The organism is Streptomyces atriruber, assembly GCF_001418325.1.
GTDB classification, from domain to species: Bacteria; Actinomycetota; Actinomycetes; order Streptomycetales; family Streptomycetaceae; genus Streptomyces; species Streptomyces atriruber.
Genome location: NZ_LIPN01000062.1, coordinates 22,030 through 38,047 on the forward strand (window position 1 = coordinate 22,030; position 16,018 = coordinate 38,047).

Annotated in this window: 14 protein-coding genes and 1 pseudogene; 7 read left to right on the forward strand and 8 right to left on the reverse strand. The window is 73.2% G+C overall.

Annotated features, from left to right (window positions below):
- Positions 1–22: 22 nt before the first annotated feature.
- Positions 23–2,611 (reverse strand): M14 family zinc carboxypeptidase, encoded by a 2,589-nt coding sequence (locus tag AOK03_RS07195; protein WP_055564332.1) that lies wholly within the window; start codon positions 2,609–2,611, stop codon positions 23–25.
- A gap of 139 nt (positions 2,612–2,750) precedes the next feature.
- On the opposite strand from AOK03_RS07195, the gene AOK03_RS07200 reads away from it, so the two are divergent.
- Positions 2,751–3,569, forward strand: coding sequence for an EI24 domain-containing protein (locus tag AOK03_RS07200; RefSeq protein WP_055564333.1), 819 nt, complete (start codon positions 2,751–2,753; stop codon positions 3,567–3,569).
- On the opposite strand, the gene AOK03_RS07205 is transcribed toward AOK03_RS07200, so the two are convergent.
- Together AOK03_RS07205 and AOK03_RS07210 are read right to left on the reverse strand one after the other, a co-directional pair.
- The gene (locus tag AOK03_RS07205) at positions 3,527–4,783 is read right to left on the reverse strand and encodes a pyroglutamyl-peptidase I (protein ID WP_055564334.1); all 1,257 of its coding nucleotides are present in this window, start codon (positions 4,781–4,783) and stop codon (positions 3,527–3,529) included. The genes AOK03_RS07200 and AOK03_RS07205 overlap by 43 nt on opposite strands.
- A gap of 69 nt (positions 4,784–4,852) precedes the next feature.
- Positions 4,853–5,125: a hypothetical protein gene (locus AOK03_RS07210; protein WP_055564335.1), complete on the reverse strand. Its 273-nt coding sequence runs from the start codon at positions 5,123–5,125 to the stop codon at positions 4,853–4,855.
- Positions 5,126–5,272: 147 nt separating this feature from the next.
- On the opposite strand from AOK03_RS07210, the gene AOK03_RS44830 reads away from it, so the two are divergent.
- Together AOK03_RS44830 and AOK03_RS07220 are read left to right on the forward strand one after the other, a co-directional pair.
- Positions 5,273–5,872, forward strand: a complete 600-nt coding sequence (locus AOK03_RS44830) for a TetR/AcrR family transcriptional regulator (protein ID WP_055564336.1) — start codon at positions 5,273–5,275, stop codon at positions 5,870–5,872.
- A gap of 129 nt (positions 5,873–6,001) precedes the next feature.
- The gene (locus AOK03_RS07220; RefSeq protein WP_055564337.1) at positions 6,002–6,631 is read left to right on the forward strand and encodes a LysE family transporter; all 630 of its coding nucleotides are present in this window, start codon (positions 6,002–6,004) and stop codon (positions 6,629–6,631) included.
- 33 nt (positions 6,632–6,664) lie between these two features.
- Here AOK03_RS07220 and AOK03_RS07225 read toward each other — a convergent pair whose 3' ends face one another.
- Positions 6,665–7,549 carry an aminoglycoside phosphotransferase family protein gene (locus AOK03_RS07225; protein WP_055564338.1) on the reverse strand — a complete coding sequence of 295 codons (885 nt, stop codon included), beginning with the start codon at positions 7,547–7,549 and terminating at the stop codon, positions 6,665–6,667.
- 129 nt (positions 7,550–7,678) lie between these two features.
- On the opposite strand from AOK03_RS07225, the gene AOK03_RS07230 reads away from it, so the two are divergent.
- Positions 7,679–8,272, forward strand: a complete 594-nt coding sequence (locus tag AOK03_RS07230) for a GNAT family N-acetyltransferase (protein WP_055564339.1) — start codon at positions 7,679–7,681, stop codon at positions 8,270–8,272.
- A gap of 42 nt (positions 8,273–8,314) precedes the next feature.
- Here AOK03_RS07230 and AOK03_RS07235 read toward each other — a convergent pair.
- Positions 8,315–9,370: pseudogene (locus AOK03_RS07235) on the reverse strand (LysR family transcriptional regulator); the annotation flags it as partial.
- On the opposite strand from AOK03_RS07235, the gene AOK03_RS07240 reads away from it, so the two are divergent.
- Entirely contained in the window at positions 9,336–10,154 is an 819-nt protein-coding gene (locus AOK03_RS07240) for an NAD(P)-dependent oxidoreductase (RefSeq protein ID WP_055564340.1), read from the forward strand. The pseudogene AOK03_RS07235 and the gene AOK03_RS07240 sit on opposite strands and share 35 nt — an antisense overlap.
- A 16-nt stretch (positions 10,155–10,170) precedes the next feature.
- On the forward strand, positions 10,171–10,584 hold the full coding sequence (locus AOK03_RS07245) for a RidA family protein (protein WP_055564341.1): 414 nt from the start codon (positions 10,171–10,173) through the stop codon (positions 10,582–10,584).
- On the opposite strand, the gene AOK03_RS07250 is transcribed toward AOK03_RS07245, so the two are convergent.
- Positions 10,489–11,124 (reverse strand): TetR/AcrR family transcriptional regulator, encoded by a 636-nt coding sequence (locus tag AOK03_RS07250; RefSeq protein WP_055564342.1) that lies wholly within the window; start codon positions 11,122–11,124, stop codon positions 10,489–10,491. The two genes, AOK03_RS07245 and AOK03_RS07250, sit on opposite strands and share 96 nt — an antisense overlap.
- Before the next feature lie 168 nt (positions 11,125–11,292).
- Between AOK03_RS07250 and AOK03_RS07255 the strand changes: the two genes are divergently transcribed.
- Positions 11,293–13,785 carry a glycoside hydrolase family 3 protein gene (locus tag AOK03_RS07255; protein WP_055564343.1) on the forward strand — a complete coding sequence of 831 codons (2,493 nt, stop codon included), beginning with the start codon at positions 11,293–11,295 and terminating at the stop codon, positions 13,783–13,785.
- Positions 13,786–13,827: 42 nt separating this feature from the next.
- Here the strand turns inward: AOK03_RS07255 and AOK03_RS07260 are convergent, their stop codons facing one another.
- Both AOK03_RS07260 and AOK03_RS07265 read right to left on the reverse strand, forming a co-directional pair.
- Positions 13,828–14,817 (reverse strand): aldose epimerase family protein, encoded by a 990-nt coding sequence (locus tag AOK03_RS07260; RefSeq protein WP_055564344.1) that lies wholly within the window; start codon positions 14,815–14,817, stop codon positions 13,828–13,830.
- Between the two features lie 24 nt (positions 14,818–14,841).
- Positions 14,842–15,753 (reverse strand): SGNH/GDSL hydrolase family protein, encoded by a 912-nt coding sequence (locus AOK03_RS07265; protein ID WP_055564345.1) that lies wholly within the window; start codon positions 15,751–15,753, stop codon positions 14,842–14,844.
- Positions 15,754–16,018 lie beyond the last annotated feature (265 nt).

Here is a 16,018-nt window from a genome sequence, read left to right on the forward strand (position 1 = left end):
GCGCCCCCGAACTGCATTCCCGCTATCGGCCGACGCTCAGCAGCGCCCGGCCGACCTGCGGGAACATCCCCTTCGGGTGGTCGCGGAAGAGCGGTTCGGTACCGAAGAGGACCACGTCCGTGCCGCCGTCCGACCCACTGACGACCGCGGCGCGGCCCGCGGCGTCCGCGGGCCCTCCCGTGCCGTCCTCCGCGGCCCGCCAGTGCCCGGACACCAGCGGATTGCCGGTGCCGTACTTCTGCTCCACGCGCACACCGGGGCCGAGGTCGGTGAACCACGACGGCGAGTAGACGAAGCCGTGGTCCGGCGCCCCGCCGGTGACGGTGCCGCCCGCGTTCACCACGCGGACCACGCCGTTGGCGTCGCCGTTGCCCCCGACGGCCTTGACGGCGAGGAGCCCGGCGTCGGCGTTGAGCGCGGCGCCGGTCGCGCCCCGCCCCACCAGACCGCCGCCCCCGGCGAGGAACCGGTCGAGCCGTTCCCTGGCGGCCGCGTTCAGCTCGCCGCGGTCCAGTCCGGCCGACACGAAGAGCGCGTCCGTCTTCTTCCAGTCGAAGCCGGAGTTGAGCACGGCCGTCGACACGGGCACCACGTCGAAGTTCATCTCCCGCAGCGCGAACAGCTCGCCCGGCGTGACGGCCGCGGCGACCCGCGTACGGTGCAGGGCCGTGCCGCCCTTCGCCTTCGTGGCGTCGAAGGCGACGTCGTACTTCTTCGCCGCGACGGCCGCGGCACGGCGCGCCGAGGACGGCAGGACGGCGCTCCCGTCACGGTCGCGGCGTGCAGAGACCCCCTGCGCGAGAAGGGAGTTGAGTGCGGCGATCTCGCGCGGGTCGTCGAGCCGCAGCCGCAGGTCGCCGCGCGGCGCCACGTACCCGACCTGCGAGGCCGCCCGTACCGGACGCGCGTGCACGCCCGTCAGGCCGCCGCCCTTGACCGCGTCCACGCTCGCGCCCCACAGCCGTCCGAGGCTCCAGCCCGAGATGTCGTACATCGTCGACACCTTGTCGCTGATGTCCCGCCCGTCGGCCAGCATCACATTGGCCAGGCCCCGCTTGGGCTGGTGCATGTCGACGACGTACGAACCCTTCGCGTACGTCCGCCCGCCGAGCCGGAAGGCGTGGCTCGCGCGTTCCACGCGGACGTCGTTGGCGATCAGATGGTCCACGAGGCGCGACGCCGCCGCGGCGGAGCGCTGGCCGCGCCCGCCCTCGGCGCCGTCCGCCGGAATCACGTACGCCCGGGGGAACTCGGTCGTGTACACGTCCTCGGGACCGATCCCGGGCACGCCCGGCACGGTCTCCTCCGACACCGGCACCTGCTTCGCGCCCGTCGCGCCCCGCCGGAAGACCTCGATCTGGTCGGCGATCACCGAGGCGCGGTGCCGGTCGGTGTAGTCGAGGGTGGCGCGCATCGCGGCGCCCGCGATGTCCGTGTTGATCCTGGCCCTGCGGCGCAGCTCGGCGACCGGCTGCGACTCGTACTCCCCGTTGTTCACCTGCATCGGGAACTCGATGGTGTGCGTGGCGACCGCGCCGTGGAAGGGCATGTACTGCGGGGTGAAGATCGGCGGCCAGTCGTCCCAGCCCTCCTTCTGGTCACGGAAGGGGATGACGGCGGGCCGCACGCCGTCCTTCGCCTCCGTGTACCCGAGGCCGTTGACGGCCGCCTCCATGCCGAGGGCGTTGGCGTAGGAGTTCTTGAGGAAGAGGTCGTACTCGTAGTTCTCGCCGTGCGGGGGAGTGGTCGGCTCGATCAGCGTGCCGTTCACATAGCCGTGCAGGTCGATCATGACCGCGGGCTGCTTGGCGATGGCGATCTCGCGGACTGCGCGGGCCTCGGGCTGCGAGGCGGTGATGAAGTCGCGGTTCAGGTCGAAGCCGTTGGCGTTGGCGCGGGTGCCCGCTATGCGGCCGTCGGGGTTGGTGGTGACGTTGAAGTAGAGGCGGTGGTGCGCGAGCAGGTCCCGGCTCTTCTCGTCCTCGGCCTTCGCGAGCTTCTCGATGAGCTTGAGGGCCGCGTCGGTGCCCTCCCACTCGTTGCCGTGGATGTTGTTGTTGATGAAGACGGGCGTCTTGTACGAGGACTTGATCGCCCCGTCCTTCGCGGCTGCCGCGGGGTCGTTCTCCATCTTCTCCCGCATCCGCGCCTGCCGGGCCGTCTCGCGCGCGGACTCGGGGGCGGTGACGGTCACGAGGTAGAGCTGGTGTCCGCCCGCCGAACGGCCCGCGATCTCCACGCTCACGCGGTCGCCGATGCGCTGCAGGTCGTTCAGCTTCGGGGCTATGCCGTGGTACGGCGTCAGCCCCAGTTTTATCGACTTGTCGGCAGGGTTCTCCGGGGGCGGTTCGAGCTTCCGCTCGCGCGGGTACCCGCGGCCCCGGTCGCCGAGCCTCGCAGCGCCGGACCTCGCGTCGCCGAGGGCGCGTTCGGCCGCGGCCTCCGGGGTCCTGGCGGCCCGGTCGGCGCCGGGCGGCGTCCCCTCGCGGATGACCGGGCGCGGCGTCGGGTCGGCGGTCGCGCTGCCCGGGACAAGCGCGGTGAGGACCAGCGCACCCGCGGTGGCGGCGGTGGTGAGCAGAACGGGTCTGGATGGCCGGGACATACCCATATGTACCTCCGGAAGATCGGTAAGCGAGGTCTTACCGGTTCAACTCCCGTTCAACAAGAGGGCCTTGATTGCCAGCTGTGACAGTCCCGGCACACGACCCCGAACAAACCCCCGGCGACCTGCGGCTAAGGTGTGCCGCATGCGCGATCTGGGTGTGGGCTTCGGCTACTTGATGAAGGGGCAGCGCTGGGTCGCCCAGCACGGCAGGCAGTACGGATGGGGGCTGCTGCCCGGCCTCATCACGCTTGTCCTCTATGCGGCCGCGCTCGTCTCGCTCGCCCTGTGGGGCATCGACCTCGTCGGCTGGGCCACGCCGTTCGCCGACGACTGGTCCTCGCCCTGGCCCGGCCTCTTCCGCGGCTTCCTGACGGCCCTGCTCTTCGCCCTCGCGCTGCTGCTCTCCGTCGTCACCTTCACCGCGGTGACCCTGCTCATCGGGGATCCCTTCTACGAATCGCTGTCCGAGCAGGTCGACATCTCCGAGTGCGGCCACGCCCCCGAGTCGGGCCTGCCGCTCTGGCGAGACCTGTGGATCTCCGCGCGGGACAGCCTGCGCATCGTGGTGCGCGCGCTGGTGTGGGGCGTGCTGCTCTTCGCGCTCGGCTTCATCCCCGTCGTCGGCCAGACCGTCGTCCCGGTGATCGGCTTCTGCGTCACCGGCTTCTTCCTCGCCGAGGAGCTCTCCGCGGTCGCGATGCAGCGCCGCGGCGTCGAACTCCGCGAGCGGCTCGCTCTGTTGCGCTCCCGCAAGCGGCTCGCCTGGGGCTTCGGCACGCCGCTCGCCGTCGCCTTCCTGGTGCCGTTCGTCGCCGTGTTCCTGATGCCGGGCGCGGTCGCGGGCGCGACGCTGATGGCACGGGACCTGCTGGGCGAGAACGGCTCGGACGGCGACGGCTCACGCCATGGCGTCGGCGGTCAGGACGACGACGCGGCGACCCCGAGGATCTCCCGCACCTGAGCGATGATGTCGAGCCGGTTCCGCACGAACTCGGGATCGGTGACGTCACCCGTCGCCGGGTCGGTGTTCCCCGCGCCGAACTGCAGCACCGGCGTGTGGACATGGCCGCCGGGCAGCCGGTCGTGCAGCCCGAGCCGGTCCCGCAGCAGGGTGGCGCGGTAGGCGATCTCGTTCGACAGGTAGTCCCCGCCGCCGCCCGCCCGCGCCGCCGACCCCTCGGTGGGGCCGTCGGGCCGGACCACGGGCTCGCCGCCGCCCGCCGGTATCTCGGTCACCGACGTGTTGTCGTACACCGGGAAGCGCCCGGTCTTCGCGGCCGCGATCTCCTTGTACGGGAGGGTCGTGGACGTCCACTGGGGTTGCGTCGCGGGATCGCTCACCGGGACGATCCCGGTGCGTGACAGGTTCTCGTTGTCGGCGAAGCCGCCGCGCCAGGCGCCGTTGGTCCGCTCGATGTCGAACTTCCCCACGCGGCCCTGGCTGATGGTGGTGAACAGGTCGACGCGGGGCAGATACGGCCGCAGCGCCCGCTCCACCGCGCCGTCGGCGAAGTCGTCCCAGCGGACCGGGAAGACGACCGCCTCGACGCGCGCGGGCCCGTCGGCGGTCCGGATCGTCGTGCCGTCCAGGGCCAGGGCGGCGGCGCCCGACGGATTGCTGATGCGGACGTCGCGGTCGAGGGTGAAGGGGTCGAACCCGGTGACGAGGATGCGCTTGACGTGCCCGCGCCCGTGTCCGTGCTTTCCGGGGCGGTGATCGACGGTGTCCTGTCCGCGGGACGACCGCTCCAGGGCGCCCATGAGCCGGTCCCGCTGCTCAGGGGTGAGGGCGAAACGATTCGGCTCCCACTGCCGCAGCTCGCGCGTCATCCCGAGCCGTGCCCAGTACAGCGGCCGGTCGTCGTCCTTGCTGAGGCCCGACTGCTGCTTCCCCTGCGCCCGGTCGACGGCCCGCCGCCACAGCGACTGTCCTTCGCGTACGACCAGACGCTGCGCCTGGCCGTAGGAGCGGACCTTCTCCAGCGCGTCGGCGAGCTCCGGGGCCACGGAGTCGAATCCGCTGCGCCGCAGGATCTCCTGCGGGGCGGCGCGGTCGAGTCGGGCCTCCTCGGCGGTGGGGGCCGTGCGCCCGGCCGGGGCGGCGGAGGCGGAGGCCGGGACACCGAGCCCGGTCAGCAGGGCGGCGACGCCGAGGGCGCCAAGTCGTGAGAGCACGCGAGTCCTTCCGTGACGGGTGAGGTGGCGGAAGTATCGCGGGACGGGCGGCGTGAGCGCTACGGCACGTCAGGGTGCGTTGCGCGGACTCCGGGCGCGGGCCGCCGCCGCGAGCAGCGCGCAGCCGACCGCGCCGACCACCAGATCCACCCAGGCCGGCGCCCCCGCCTCCCGCAGCACGGCGGAGACCCCGAACGAGGTGTCCCACCCCGACTCCGTGATCGCGGAGCCGAAGCCCTGCACGAGCAGGATGGCGCCGAAGAGGGCGAGGAGCCCGCCGGTGGACTTCTTGGACTTGGTCCTGGGCTTGCCCTGGAGCGTGGTCCGGTTGCGGCTGGTCATGCGTGTCTCATCTCCCCGATGGCGATGCCTCGCGGCGTCACGTTTTTCCGATGCGGTCGCATCAGATCATGCACCTCTCCGCGATATGATGCAACCGCATCGAAAAGGCCCGAGGATCGAGAAGGCCCGAGGAAAGGCGCCACCGACATGCCCAAGCAGGTCGACTACGAGGACCGTCGGAGCCGCATCGCCGAAGCGGTCTGCCTGCTGATCGCCCGCTCCGGAATGGAGTCCGTCAGCCTGCGGGACGTGGCCGCCGAGGCCGGGGTGTCGATGGGGGCGGTACAGCGCTGCTTCCGCACGAAGGACGAGATGCTGCTCTTTGCCCTCGAAGGCATCTCGGAACGGATCGGGGACCGGGCGAAGGCCCGCATCGAGGCGTCGGGCACCCCGGAGTCGGCCGTGACGCTGCTGGACCAGGCCCTGTCCGCGCTCGCGCTCGTCGAGCCCGAGGACAGGACGGAGGCGCAGGTCTGGGGGGCGTTCGTCGCGCATGCGGCGGTGAGCGAGGAGTTGGCGGGGGTACTGCGGGACACGTACGCGAAGCTCCACGAACTCCTCGTCTGGCTCCTCGACTACGGCCGCACCACGGGGGAGCTGCGCCCCGACGTGGACGCGTCGACGGAGGCCCGCGTCCTGCTGGCCCTGACGGACGGCCTCACGGCCCAAACGGTGGTGGGCCACCACACGCCGGAGTCGGCGCGGGGGGTGTTGAGGGGGTACGCGAAGGGGTTGGAGGTCTACTAGAGGCTCCTCCCCCCGCTGGACGCCGCGGAGCGGCGGTCTTGAGGCTCCTGCCCAGCAGGACGTCGCAGGGCAACAGGCCGGACCGTAAACCGGTTGCCGCCCCCTCCCCGCCTCCGCGAGGCTGACCGCATGAGCGCGGTCATGATCGCGGGCCTGCTCGCCGGTTACGGCATCGCGATGCCAGTGGGCGCCGTAGGCGCCTACCTCGTGGCCCTCACCGCGAGGACGACCTTGAAGGTCGGCGCCTGCGCCGCGTTGGGCGTGGCGACCGCCGACGGACTCTACGCACTCGTGGCCGCACTCGGCGGCGCCTCCCTCACCGACGTCGTCGAGCCGGTCATGGAGACGCTGCGCTGGGCCTCGGTCCTGGTGCTCGTCGTGATGGCGGCACGCGGTGCGGTGACGGCGGTCCGCGAGCACCGCGCAGGCGACGCCGCCACCGTCAGGACCGGCGCCCCCCTCGGCCCCGCCCGCGCCTGCGCCGCCCTGCTCGGCCTCACCCTCCTGAACCCGGCCACCGTCATCTACTTCGGCGAGCTCGTCCTCGGCAGTCCCGCCACGGCATCGCTGACGCGCACGGAACAGGCGGTGTTCGCGCTGGCCGCCTTCCTCGCGTCCGCGAGCTGGCAACTGCTCCTGGCGGGCGGCGGCGCGCTGTTGGGCAGGGCCCTGACGGGCCGCGCGGGCCGACTGGTCACCGCGCTGGCGTCGAGCGCGCTGATCACGGGCCTGGCGGTCCACCTGCTGCTGAGCGCCTGACGCCGGGTGGAAGCCGGGTGCGGGCCGGATCCGTCAGTCGGCGAGCCCGGTGAGCCGACCGATCACGCACCGCGCGGTGTCGGCCATCACGGGGTTCGTCTCCTGGTAGTACGAGAGCTCCATGAGCGCGATCGTGAGCGCCCAGCCCTGCCCGCGCGCCCACATGTCGTCGTCGACGGCCGCTCCGAGGGCGGTACGGAAGACGGGGCGGGCCGCGGCGTCCATCAGGTACCACGCGGCGATCAGGTCGACGGCGGGGTCGGCCGTACCCATGCACTCGAAGTCGATGACGGCACCGAGTCGGCCTTCGTGGACCAGTACGTTCCCCGGCTGGAGGTCGCCGTGCACCCAGACGCCGGGACCCTGCCACGGGGCGGCGCGCAGCGCGGCGTCCCATACGGCGGTGACGGCGTCGACGTCGACGACCCCGCGCAGCCCGCTGACGGCCTCGCGCGTGGCGGTGTCGCGCGACGCGAGGGCATCGCTGCGGTAGGCGGCGGGTGCGCCCGTCGGGTCGACCTCGCGCAGGGCGGTGATGAACTCCGCCATGTCCTTCGCGAACAGGGCGGGTTCGGCGAGCGGCCGCCCCGCGACGGGCGTCTCGCCGTCGAGCCACCGGAAGACGGACCACGGGTACGGGTAACCGTCGCCCGGCCCGCCCATGCCGAGCGGCGCGGGCACGGGGACGGGGAGCGCCGCCGCCAGCCCGCGCAGCCACCGGTGCTCGCGCTCGATGTCCTCGACGGAGCCGGACAGTCGGGGCAGCCGCACCACCATGTCCGCGCCGAGCCGGTACATCGCGTTGGACGTCCCCGCGGAGTCCACACGCTCCACGGGCAGCCCGGCCCAGGCCGGGAACTGGTCCTCGACCAGCCGACGCACCAGCGCCCCGTCGATGTCGACCTCGTCGGCGTGCATCTTCCCCGTACTCACATGTCCCCTTCGTCCACCGGACCCGGGCCCGGATCCCGAGCCCGGACCGTATCCGCTTCCGTAGGGTCGGTCGAACAGAATTCGGTGAATCTCTCAGGAAGAAGCCGCATCCGAATGACCGTGACCGTGAACCTGACCGTCGAACCAGCCCCCGGCAGACCGGGGTTGACGCTCCGCCCCTGGACCGCCCGAGACGTCCCCGCCCTCCTCGCGGCCCACCGCGACCCGGACCTGCGCCGCTGGCTCGTGCTGCGCCTGGAGAGCGCGGCGGACGCGCACCGCTGGGTGGGGGAGCAGCACGAGGCGTGGGCCGCGGGCACCTGGTTCAGCTTCGCGGTACTCGAAACCGACGGCGACACCCGTACCGACCACCCCGTCGTGGGCAACGTCGTGCTCAAGGCGGTACCCGACGGCTCGCGCCCCGGCGCCGCCTCGGAAGTCGGCTACTGGACCGCCCCCGAGGCCCGGGGCAAGGGCGTGGCCCCGCGCGCCCTCGAAGCCGTCTCACGCTGGGCGTTCGCCTCCCTGACCCTGGCGGTGCCCGGCCGCCTCGAACTCCTCCACGCCGCCGCCAACGAGAACTCCTGCCGCGTCGCCCGGAAGTCCGGGTACGCCTTCCACTCCGTACTGCCGCCCTTCCCGCCCGACTATCCGGGCGAAGGCCACCTGCACGTCCGCGTCAACAACCCTGCGAGCCAATACACCTAGGCGTCGCGCGCCCCCAGTCCCCGCGCCGCCCCCCCGAAGCGCCGTCAGGAACGGCCGTACCGCGGGCGCGGGTGTCCGGCCCCGCGCCGTCGCCGCGTACACCGCGCGCGGAGGCATCCCCTCGTCCCGTACCGGAACCAGCACGATGTCCGGCCGTACGCCCTCCGCCGCCAGCGCGGGGACCAGGGCGACGCCGAGCCCGGCCGCCACGTACCCCTGCTTCGCCGTCCACTCCGCGACGACGTGCGCGACGCGCGGCCGGAAGCCGTGCCGCAGCGCCGGGTCGAGCAGGGAACCCTCGATGCGGGCGCTGCCGGAGATCCAGTCCTCCGCGGCGAGCCTGCGGAGCCGCAGCTCTGGCTCGCCCGCCAGCGCGTGTCCCGCGGGCAGCGCGACGTAGAGCGTCTCGTCGAGCAGGTGGTGCAGCTCGTACGCCTCGCCGGGGCCGGGCAGCGTGCCGCCCGTCGCCGACACCACCGCCAGATCGAGCTCCCCCTCCGCGAGCCGGGACAGGAGCGCGGGTGTCAGGCCCTCCTCGCGGGTGAGGGTCACACCGGGGTGCCGGGAGCGGAAGGCGGCGATGGCCCGCGGCACGAGACCCGCGTCCGCCGTCGCGAACGCCCCGACCCGCAGCAGCCCGCCCGCCGCGTCCCGCAGGGCCGTCAACTCCCGTGCCATGGAGTGCAGTCGTGTCAGCAGCTCCTCCGCGTGCGGCAGCAGCGCCCGGCCCTGCGCCGTCGGCCGCACCCCGCGCGGCAGCCGGTCGAAGAGCGGCGCCCCGCCGAGCGCCGCCTCCAGCGCGGCGATCTGCCGCGACACCGCGGACTGCGTCCACCCCAGCTCCCGCGCGGCCACCGTGAACGACCCGTGCCGGGCCACGTCCAGGAAGGTGCGGAGCCAGCCGGTCGACAGCTCGGGCGGGGCGGTGTCCGCTCCGTGGGCGGGCTGTGCGCCGCGGGCGGATCGTGTGCCGTGGGCAGAGGGTGCGGCATGCGGGTTCGGCATGGCTGGCATGCTAGACATTCGCTTGTCGCATCGCGCGGCCGGGCCTAGCGTCGGACGCATGGAAAAGATCGCATTCCTCGGTCTGGGACACATGGGCGAGCCGATGGCCCGTCAACTGCTGCTGGCCGGGCATCCCTTGAGCGTGTGGAACCGCACCCCCGAGAAGGCCGACGCTCTCGTCTCGGCGGGGGCCACGGCCGCCGCGAGCCCCGCCGACGCCGTGCGCGAGGCCGACGTCGTCATCACGATGCTCGCCGGGCCCGACGCCGTGCGGGAGGTCGCGGACGCCGTGGTCCCGGCGCTGCGCCCCGGCGCGCACTGGGTGGAGATGTCGACCGTCGGGCCGGAAGCGGTGCGGGAGCTGGCGGGCCGCGTCCCGGACGGCGTGACCCTCGTCGACGCCCCCGTCATGGGCAGCACGGACAAGGCCGCAGAGGGGCGGCTCGGCATCCTGGCGGGCGGTGACGCGGCGGGCGTGGAGCAGGTCCTCGCCCGCTTCGGCCCCGTCACCCGCACCGGCGCCCTCGGCTCCGGGGCCGCGCTCAAGCTCGTCGTCAACACCGCCGTCATCGGCGGGGTGGCCCTGGTCGCCGAGGCGATGAAGCTCGCCGACGCGCTCGGCCTGGACGAGGACACCGCCAGGAGCGCCCTCGCCGCGGGCCCGCTCGGCGGCGCCGTCGCCCGCGCCTTCGCGACCGACGTGCACTTCGGCAGCGACCTCGCCGTCAAGGACGTCTCCCTCGCGACGGGGGTGGCACGACTGCCCGCGATGGACGCCGTGTTGAGCCACTTCGAAGCGGCCGCCGCCGACCCGGACGTCGTCCACGAGGACATCGCCCGCGCCGTCACCCACATCCGCGCCCGCCGTGACAGCTGAGGAGAACGGAACAGCCATGCAGATATCCATCGACAACCCCGTCGGCGCCCCGCAGCCCTTCGGCCCTTACTCGCAGGTCGCCCGTGTCGAACACGCCGACGGAGGCGTCCTGTTGTACGTCTCCGGGCAGTGCGCGGAAGGGGACGGCACGGCCGCCCAGTCCCGCGGTGTCTTCGAGGCCCTGCGGCTGCTGCTCGCGGCGCACGGCGCGGGGCTCGACGACATCATCAACATCCGTACGTACCTCACCGACATGGACGGCTTCGCCGATTACGCCGCCGTGCGCAAGGAGTTCCTCACCGGGACCCCGCCCACCAGCACCACCGTCGCGGTCTCACGGCTCGTCCCGCCGCGGGCGCTGGTCGAGGTCGAGGTCGTCGCCGCCGTCGGCACCGGGGGAGCCGCCGCCGGGGGAGCCGGCGCCCAGTAGCCGCAGGAAGTCCCTGAACGCCCCCGGCATGTCCACCGCGTCGGGGGCGAGCAGCCACTGGTACTGCAGGCCGTCCATCGCCGCCACCATCAGCGGCGCGGCGGCCTCCGGGGTGAGACCGCCCGGCAGCCGGTCGCCGTACTCGGCGCGCAGCACCGCCGCGAAGTTCTCGCGCACCGCCTCGTACCGCTTCGTGAAGAAGGCGCGGGCGGGGTGCCCGTGCGTGACGCTCTCGCCGAGCAGGGCGGAGAAGGTCTGCACGATGCCGGGGCGCATCGCGTTGTACTCGACCAGCGAGCCCAGCAGATCCAGGCGCCACTCGCCGCGCGGCACCGCGTCCCACTGGTCGCGCGCCTCCAGGACGGCGACCAGCAGGGCCTCCTTGGTGGGGAAGTAGTGCAGCAGGCCCTGCTGGGTCAGCCCGACCCGCTCGGCGACCGCCCCGAGGCTCGCGCCCCGGTAACCGCGCTCGGCGATCACCTCGAACGCCGCCCGGAGGATCTCCGCGCGCCGCTCCTCGCTCCTGGCCCTGGCCGCCATGGCCCGCACCCCTTCCCTGTGTCCTCGCTCGGAGGACCGTACGACATCTTCGAAAACGGACCACAGATAACGACAGGGTAACGAAACCTACCTCTCTACAGGTGGCCGATGCACGATGGAAGGACCGGCGCGGACGGCACGAGACGGACGGAACGAGGAGGCACCGCCATGGCGGAGACCCAGCCCACCGAGCAGCGGCAGGACCACGAGCGGGACCGGCACGGGGAGCGGGCGCGCGAGGCGGCCGTCGAGGCCGCACTCGGCAAGCTCGACCTCGACGCCAAGGCCCGCCTCCTGGGCGGCCGGAACATGTGGGCCCTGCACGCCCTGCCGGAGATCGGCCTCCGGTCGCTCGTGATGTCCGACGGCCCGGTCGGCGTGCGCGGCGTCCGCTGGACCGCCGACGACCCGTCCGTCGCGCTGCCCTCCCCGACCGCGCTCGCCGCCACCTGGGACCAGGACCTGGCCCGCCGCGCCGGTGCCCTGCTCGCGCAGGAGGCCCGCCGCAAGGGCGTGCACGTCCTGCTCGCCCCCACCGTCAATCTCCACCGCTCCCCGCTCGGCGGCCGCCACTTCGAGGCGTACAGCGAGGACCCGTTCCTGACCGGCGTCATCGGCACCGGCTATGTGCGGGGCGTGCAGTCCGGCGGCGTCGGCACGACCGTCAAGCACTTCGTCGCCAACGACGCCGAGACCGACCGCTTCACCGTCGACAACAAGGTGCCCCCGCGCGCCTTGCGCGAGCTGTATCTGGCGCCCTTCGAAGCGATCGTCGCCCATGCCCACCCGTGGGGCATCATGACCGCGTACAACCAGGTCAACGGCGTGACCATGACCGAGCACCGTCACCTCGTCGGCGAGGTCCTGCGCGGTGAATGGGGCTTCGACGGCTACAACGTCTCCGACTGGATGGCCGCCCGCTCCACCACCGGCGACATCGAGGGCGGCCTCGACGTCGCCATGCCGGGACCGAGGACCGTCTACGGCGAGCCGCTCGCCGCCGCCGTACGCGCGGGCGAGGTCGCCGAGGAGACCGTCGACGCGGCCGTCCGCAACGTCCTGCGCCTCGCCGCCCGCGTCGGCGTCCTCGAGGGCGCCGAGCCGGTCGTCGCCCCGCGGGACCTCCCGGCCGGGATCGACGGCGACGCCCTGGCCCGCGAGATCGCCCGCCGCGCCTTCGTCCTCGTGCGCAACGAGAACCGGGCCCTGCCGCTCGGCCCCGACGGCACCGGCGCGGGCACCGTCGCCCTCATCGGCGCCGCCGCCCGCGACGCCCGCATCCTCGGCGGCGGCTCCGCCACCGTCTTCCCCGACCACGTCGTCTCCCCGCTCGACGGCCTGACCGCCGCCCTGCCCGAGGGCGCGCTCACGTACGCCGTCGGCGCCGACCCCAGCGACGAACTCGCCGCCGCCGACAAGGGGTTCGCGCTCCGCGCGATCTGCCGCGACGCCACGGGCGCCGTCCTCGGCGAGGGCAACCTCCCCTCCGGCCACGTCCAGTGGATCGGCGACGACCTGCCCGACGGCGTCACCCACGAGACCCTGGCGGGCGTCGACGTGGTCGGCACCTTCACCCCGCGCGAGAGCGGCGAGCACGTCTTCGGCACCAGCGGCCTCGGCGCCTTCACCCTCACCGTCGGCGGCGAGACCCTGTACGACGGCGTCCAGGGGATGGGCTCCGCGTCCGACCCCTTCGAGGCGTTCTTCGGCTCGCCCGTCGAGCGCGGCAGGGTGCGGCTCACCGCCGGTGAACCCGTCGAGATCTCCCTGCGGCACCCGCTCACCGAGGACTTCGAGGCCCCGCTGCGGGGCGTCGTGTTCTCCCTCGTCCACCTCGGCCCGCGGCGCGATCCCGACGAGCTGATCGCCGAGGCCGTCGGCGCCGCCCGCGCCGCCGACACCGCCGTCGTGGTCGTCGGCACCACCGAACGCGTCGAGTCCGAGGGCTTCGACCGCCGCGATCTGCGGCTGCCGGGCCGCCAGGACGACCTGGTCCGTGCCGTGGCCGCCGCCAACCCGAACACCGTGGTCGTCGTCAACTCCGGCTCACCCGTGGAGCTGCCCTGGCGCGACGACGTCGCGGCCGTCCTGCTCGGCTGGTTCCCCGGCCAGGAGGGCGGCGCGGCCCTCGCCGACGTCCTGCTCGGCGTCGAGGAGCCCGGCGGCCGCCTCCCCACCACCTGGGGCGACCTGGCCGCCGCCCCCGTCACCGACGTCACCCCCGCCGAAGGCGAACTGGCCTACGCCGAGGGCGTGTTCATCGGCTACCGGGCCTGGGAGGAGGCGGGCGCCACGCCCTCCTACGCCTTCGGACACGGACTCGGCTACACCGACTGGACGTACGAGTCGCTGACCGTCGAAGGCACGACGGCCACGATCCGCGTCCGCAACACCGGTGACCGCACGGGCCGCGAGGTCGTCCAGGTCTACCTGGCCCCCGCCCCCGGCGACCCCGACCGCCCGGCCCGCTGGCTGGCCGGCTTCGCGGGCGCGGTGGCGGCGCCGGGCGAGACCGTCGAGGTGACCGTGGAACTCCCGCGCAGGGCCTTCGAGACCTGGGACGAGGGCACGGACTCCTGGACGTACCGGAGCGGCACGTACGAGGTCCAGGCGGGCCGCTCGGTGGCCGACCGCCGACTGACCGAGACGCTCATCGCCTGAGGGGGCCGGCGGACCATCGCCCGAGGGGTCCGGCGGACCGTGCTAGCGCGACGAGAAGCCGTACACCGTCTCCGACGCGTACACCCCGCCCGGCCGCAGCTCCGTCCCGGGGAACCGCGGCCGGTTCGGGGAGTCGGGGAAGTGCTGCGTCTCCAGCGCGATCCCGCCGCCCGGCGCGAACGGCAGGTCCGCCGCGAAGTGGTCCGCCGTGTAGAGCTGCAGCCCCGGCTCCGTCGTCGAGACGGTCAGTATCCGCCCGGAGCCGGGATCGCTCAGCCCGGCCACCTCGACCGGCTCCGCGGTGACCCCCTTGTCGAGCACGTAGTTGTGGTCGAAGCCGGGTCCGACCTCGCGTGCCGCGCGGAAGTCGCACCGCGTGCCCGCCACGTCCTCGTACTCCCCGGTGGGAATCCCGTCCCCGTCCACCGGGGTGACGCGGGACGCGGCGATCCGCAGCTCGTGCCCGAGCGCGGTCCCGGTGCCCGCCCCCGCGAGGTTCCAGTACGTGTGGTTGGTGAGGTTCACGACGGTCGGCGCGTCGGTCGTCGCCTCGTACGCGATCCGCAGCGCCCCGGTCTCGTCGAGCGTGTACGTCACCGAGACCGCGAGCCGCCCGGGATAGCCCTCCTCGCCGTCGGGGGAGATCCGCGAGAGCCGCACCCCGTGCCCGTCGGCGGGCTCCGCGTCCCAGACGTGCTTGTCGAAGCCGCGCTCGCCGCCGTGCAGCGCGTTGGGCCCGTTGTTCCGCGCGAGGCGGTACGCACGCCCGTCGACCTCGAAGGCGCCGCCCGCGATCCGGTTCGCGTACCGCCCCACCACCGCCCCGAAGTACGGCCCCGGATGCGCCAGATACCCCGCCAGCTCCTCGAACCCCAGCGCCACCGACGCCATCCGCCCGAAACGGTCGGGCACTTGCGCCGACTGCACGATTCCGCCGTACGTCAGGACGCGTACCCGTACCCCGGCCCTCTCCAGGGTCCAGCGGTGGACGGGGCTGCCGTCGGGAAGCGTTCCGAAGAGTTCACTACGCATGATCGAGACCCTACGCGGCCCCCGTCACGCCACGGGCTTCCTCGACGTCACCTGCCGATAGGCGATCTCGGCGAGCCGTGACTGCCCGTTCTTGCTGGGGTGGAACCAGTCCCAGTGGCTCAACTGGTCGCCGTCGAAGCGGTAGTCGAAGACCGCCCCGCCGTCGTAACGGCAGCGCCGGTCCTTGTCGCACACGTCTTCAAGGACCTTGTTGTACGCGACCACGCGGTCCTGCACCGAGTCGCGCCGCTCGGTCGCGGCCGCGTTCAGGTCGTCGGGGTCGGCCAGCATCGAGGAGCAGATGCCCAGCTTCCACACCTGCTTGCCCAGCGGATTGGTCCGCCCCTGCGACCAGAGCCGCTTCAGGTCCGGCACGGACGCCACGTACACCTGCGCCTTCGGCAGCTCGCGGCGCAGGGTGCGCAGCGCCTGCTCGAAGTCGGCGCGGAACTCGCCGACGGGCGTCATCGCGGCGGCCGACGAGCGGCACGCGTCGTTGGCGCCCGTCATCACCGTGACCAGCTCGGGACGGTCCGCGGCGGCCGCCTGGATCTGTCCGTCCAGATCCTCCATGCGGGCGCCGGTCTTCGCGTGGTTCCAACTGTGCGAGGCGGCCCGCTCCTTCCCGAGCAGCCGCGTCGCCAGGCTGTCGACCTCGCTGTCGGTGCCGGTCGCCCAGGACGCCTCGGGGCAGTCGGAGAGCACCGAGCAGGCGTCGAAGCCGCGCGTGATGGAGTCGCCGACCGCGGCCAGCGAGCGGGGCGAGGTGTCCCAGGCGGGAGTGGGTTTCGGCGACGGCTTGCCGTGGGCGGACTCACCGCCCGGTGCCCCCGAGTTCCCGCCCTGCGCGTCGCAGGCGGTGAGCGCCCCGCCGCAGAGAAGGGCCGCCGTCGCGACTGCGACGACGGCGCGTGAGCGGCGCCTGCGGTTCCGCATCCCTGCTCCCCTCGGTCGTTCAACGTGACGTCGTGCGCGTGCCCAAGGTTGCGCCCCGCCGGGTGAAAGGTCGGAGTTTCCTGGCCTCTGGACCGACGGTACGTCACACTCCTTGCGCCGCCGCACGGTAGCCTCGGGCCCGTAGCCGCCGGGCCACTGCTGTCACGGCAGCGACAGGGCGGGTGGTCCACCCGGTGACGCCTCGCTCTTGTGGTTCCGCTAAATTACATCACGTCACATCTGTCCCCTTTTCCCAGGTTTATCT

Bases quoted from the DNA above. Each gene is read 5' to 3' on its own strand.
- AOK03_RS07195 (WP_055564332.1), bottom strand. From the start codon at position 2,611: ATGGGTATGTCCCGGCCATCCAGACCCGTTCTGCTCACCACCGCCGCC.
- AOK03_RS07200 (WP_055564333.1), top strand. From the start codon at position 2,751: ATGCGCGATCTGGGTGTGGGCTTCGGCTACTTGATGAAGGGGCAGCGC.
- AOK03_RS07210 (WP_055564335.1), bottom strand. From the start codon at position 5,125: ATGACCAGCCGCAACCGGACCACGCTCCAGGGCAAGCCCAGGACCAAG.
- AOK03_RS44830 (WP_055564336.1), top strand. From the start codon at position 5,273: ATGCCCAAGCAGGTCGACTACGAGGACCGTCGGAGCCGCATCGCCGAA.
- AOK03_RS07220 (WP_055564337.1), top strand. From the start codon at position 6,002: ATGAGCGCGGTCATGATCGCGGGCCTGCTCGCCGGTTACGGCATCGCG.
- AOK03_RS07225 (WP_055564338.1), bottom strand. From the start codon at position 7,549: ATGCACGCCGACGAGGTCGACATCGACGGGGCGCTGGTGCGTCGGCTG.
- AOK03_RS07230 (WP_055564339.1), top strand. From the start codon at position 7,679: ATGACCGTGACCGTGAACCTGACCGTCGAACCAGCCCCCGGCAGACCG.
- AOK03_RS07240 (WP_055564340.1), top strand. From the start codon at position 9,336: ATGGAAAAGATCGCATTCCTCGGTCTGGGACACATGGGCGAGCCGATG.
- AOK03_RS07245 (WP_055564341.1), top strand. From the start codon at position 10,171: ATGCAGATATCCATCGACAACCCCGTCGGCGCCCCGCAGCCCTTCGGC.
- AOK03_RS07250 (WP_055564342.1), bottom strand. From the start codon at position 11,124: ATGGCGGCCAGGGCCAGGAGCGAGGAGCGGCGCGCGGAGATCCTCCGG.
- AOK03_RS07255 (WP_055564343.1), top strand. From the start codon at position 11,293: ATGGCGGAGACCCAGCCCACCGAGCAGCGGCAGGACCACGAGCGGGAC.
- AOK03_RS07260 (WP_055564344.1), bottom strand. From the start codon at position 14,817: ATGCGTAGTGAACTCTTCGGAACGCTTCCCGACGGCAGCCCCGTCCAC.
- AOK03_RS07265 (WP_055564345.1), bottom strand. From the start codon at position 15,753: ATGCGGAACCGCAGGCGCCGCTCACGCGCCGTCGTCGCAGTCGCGACG.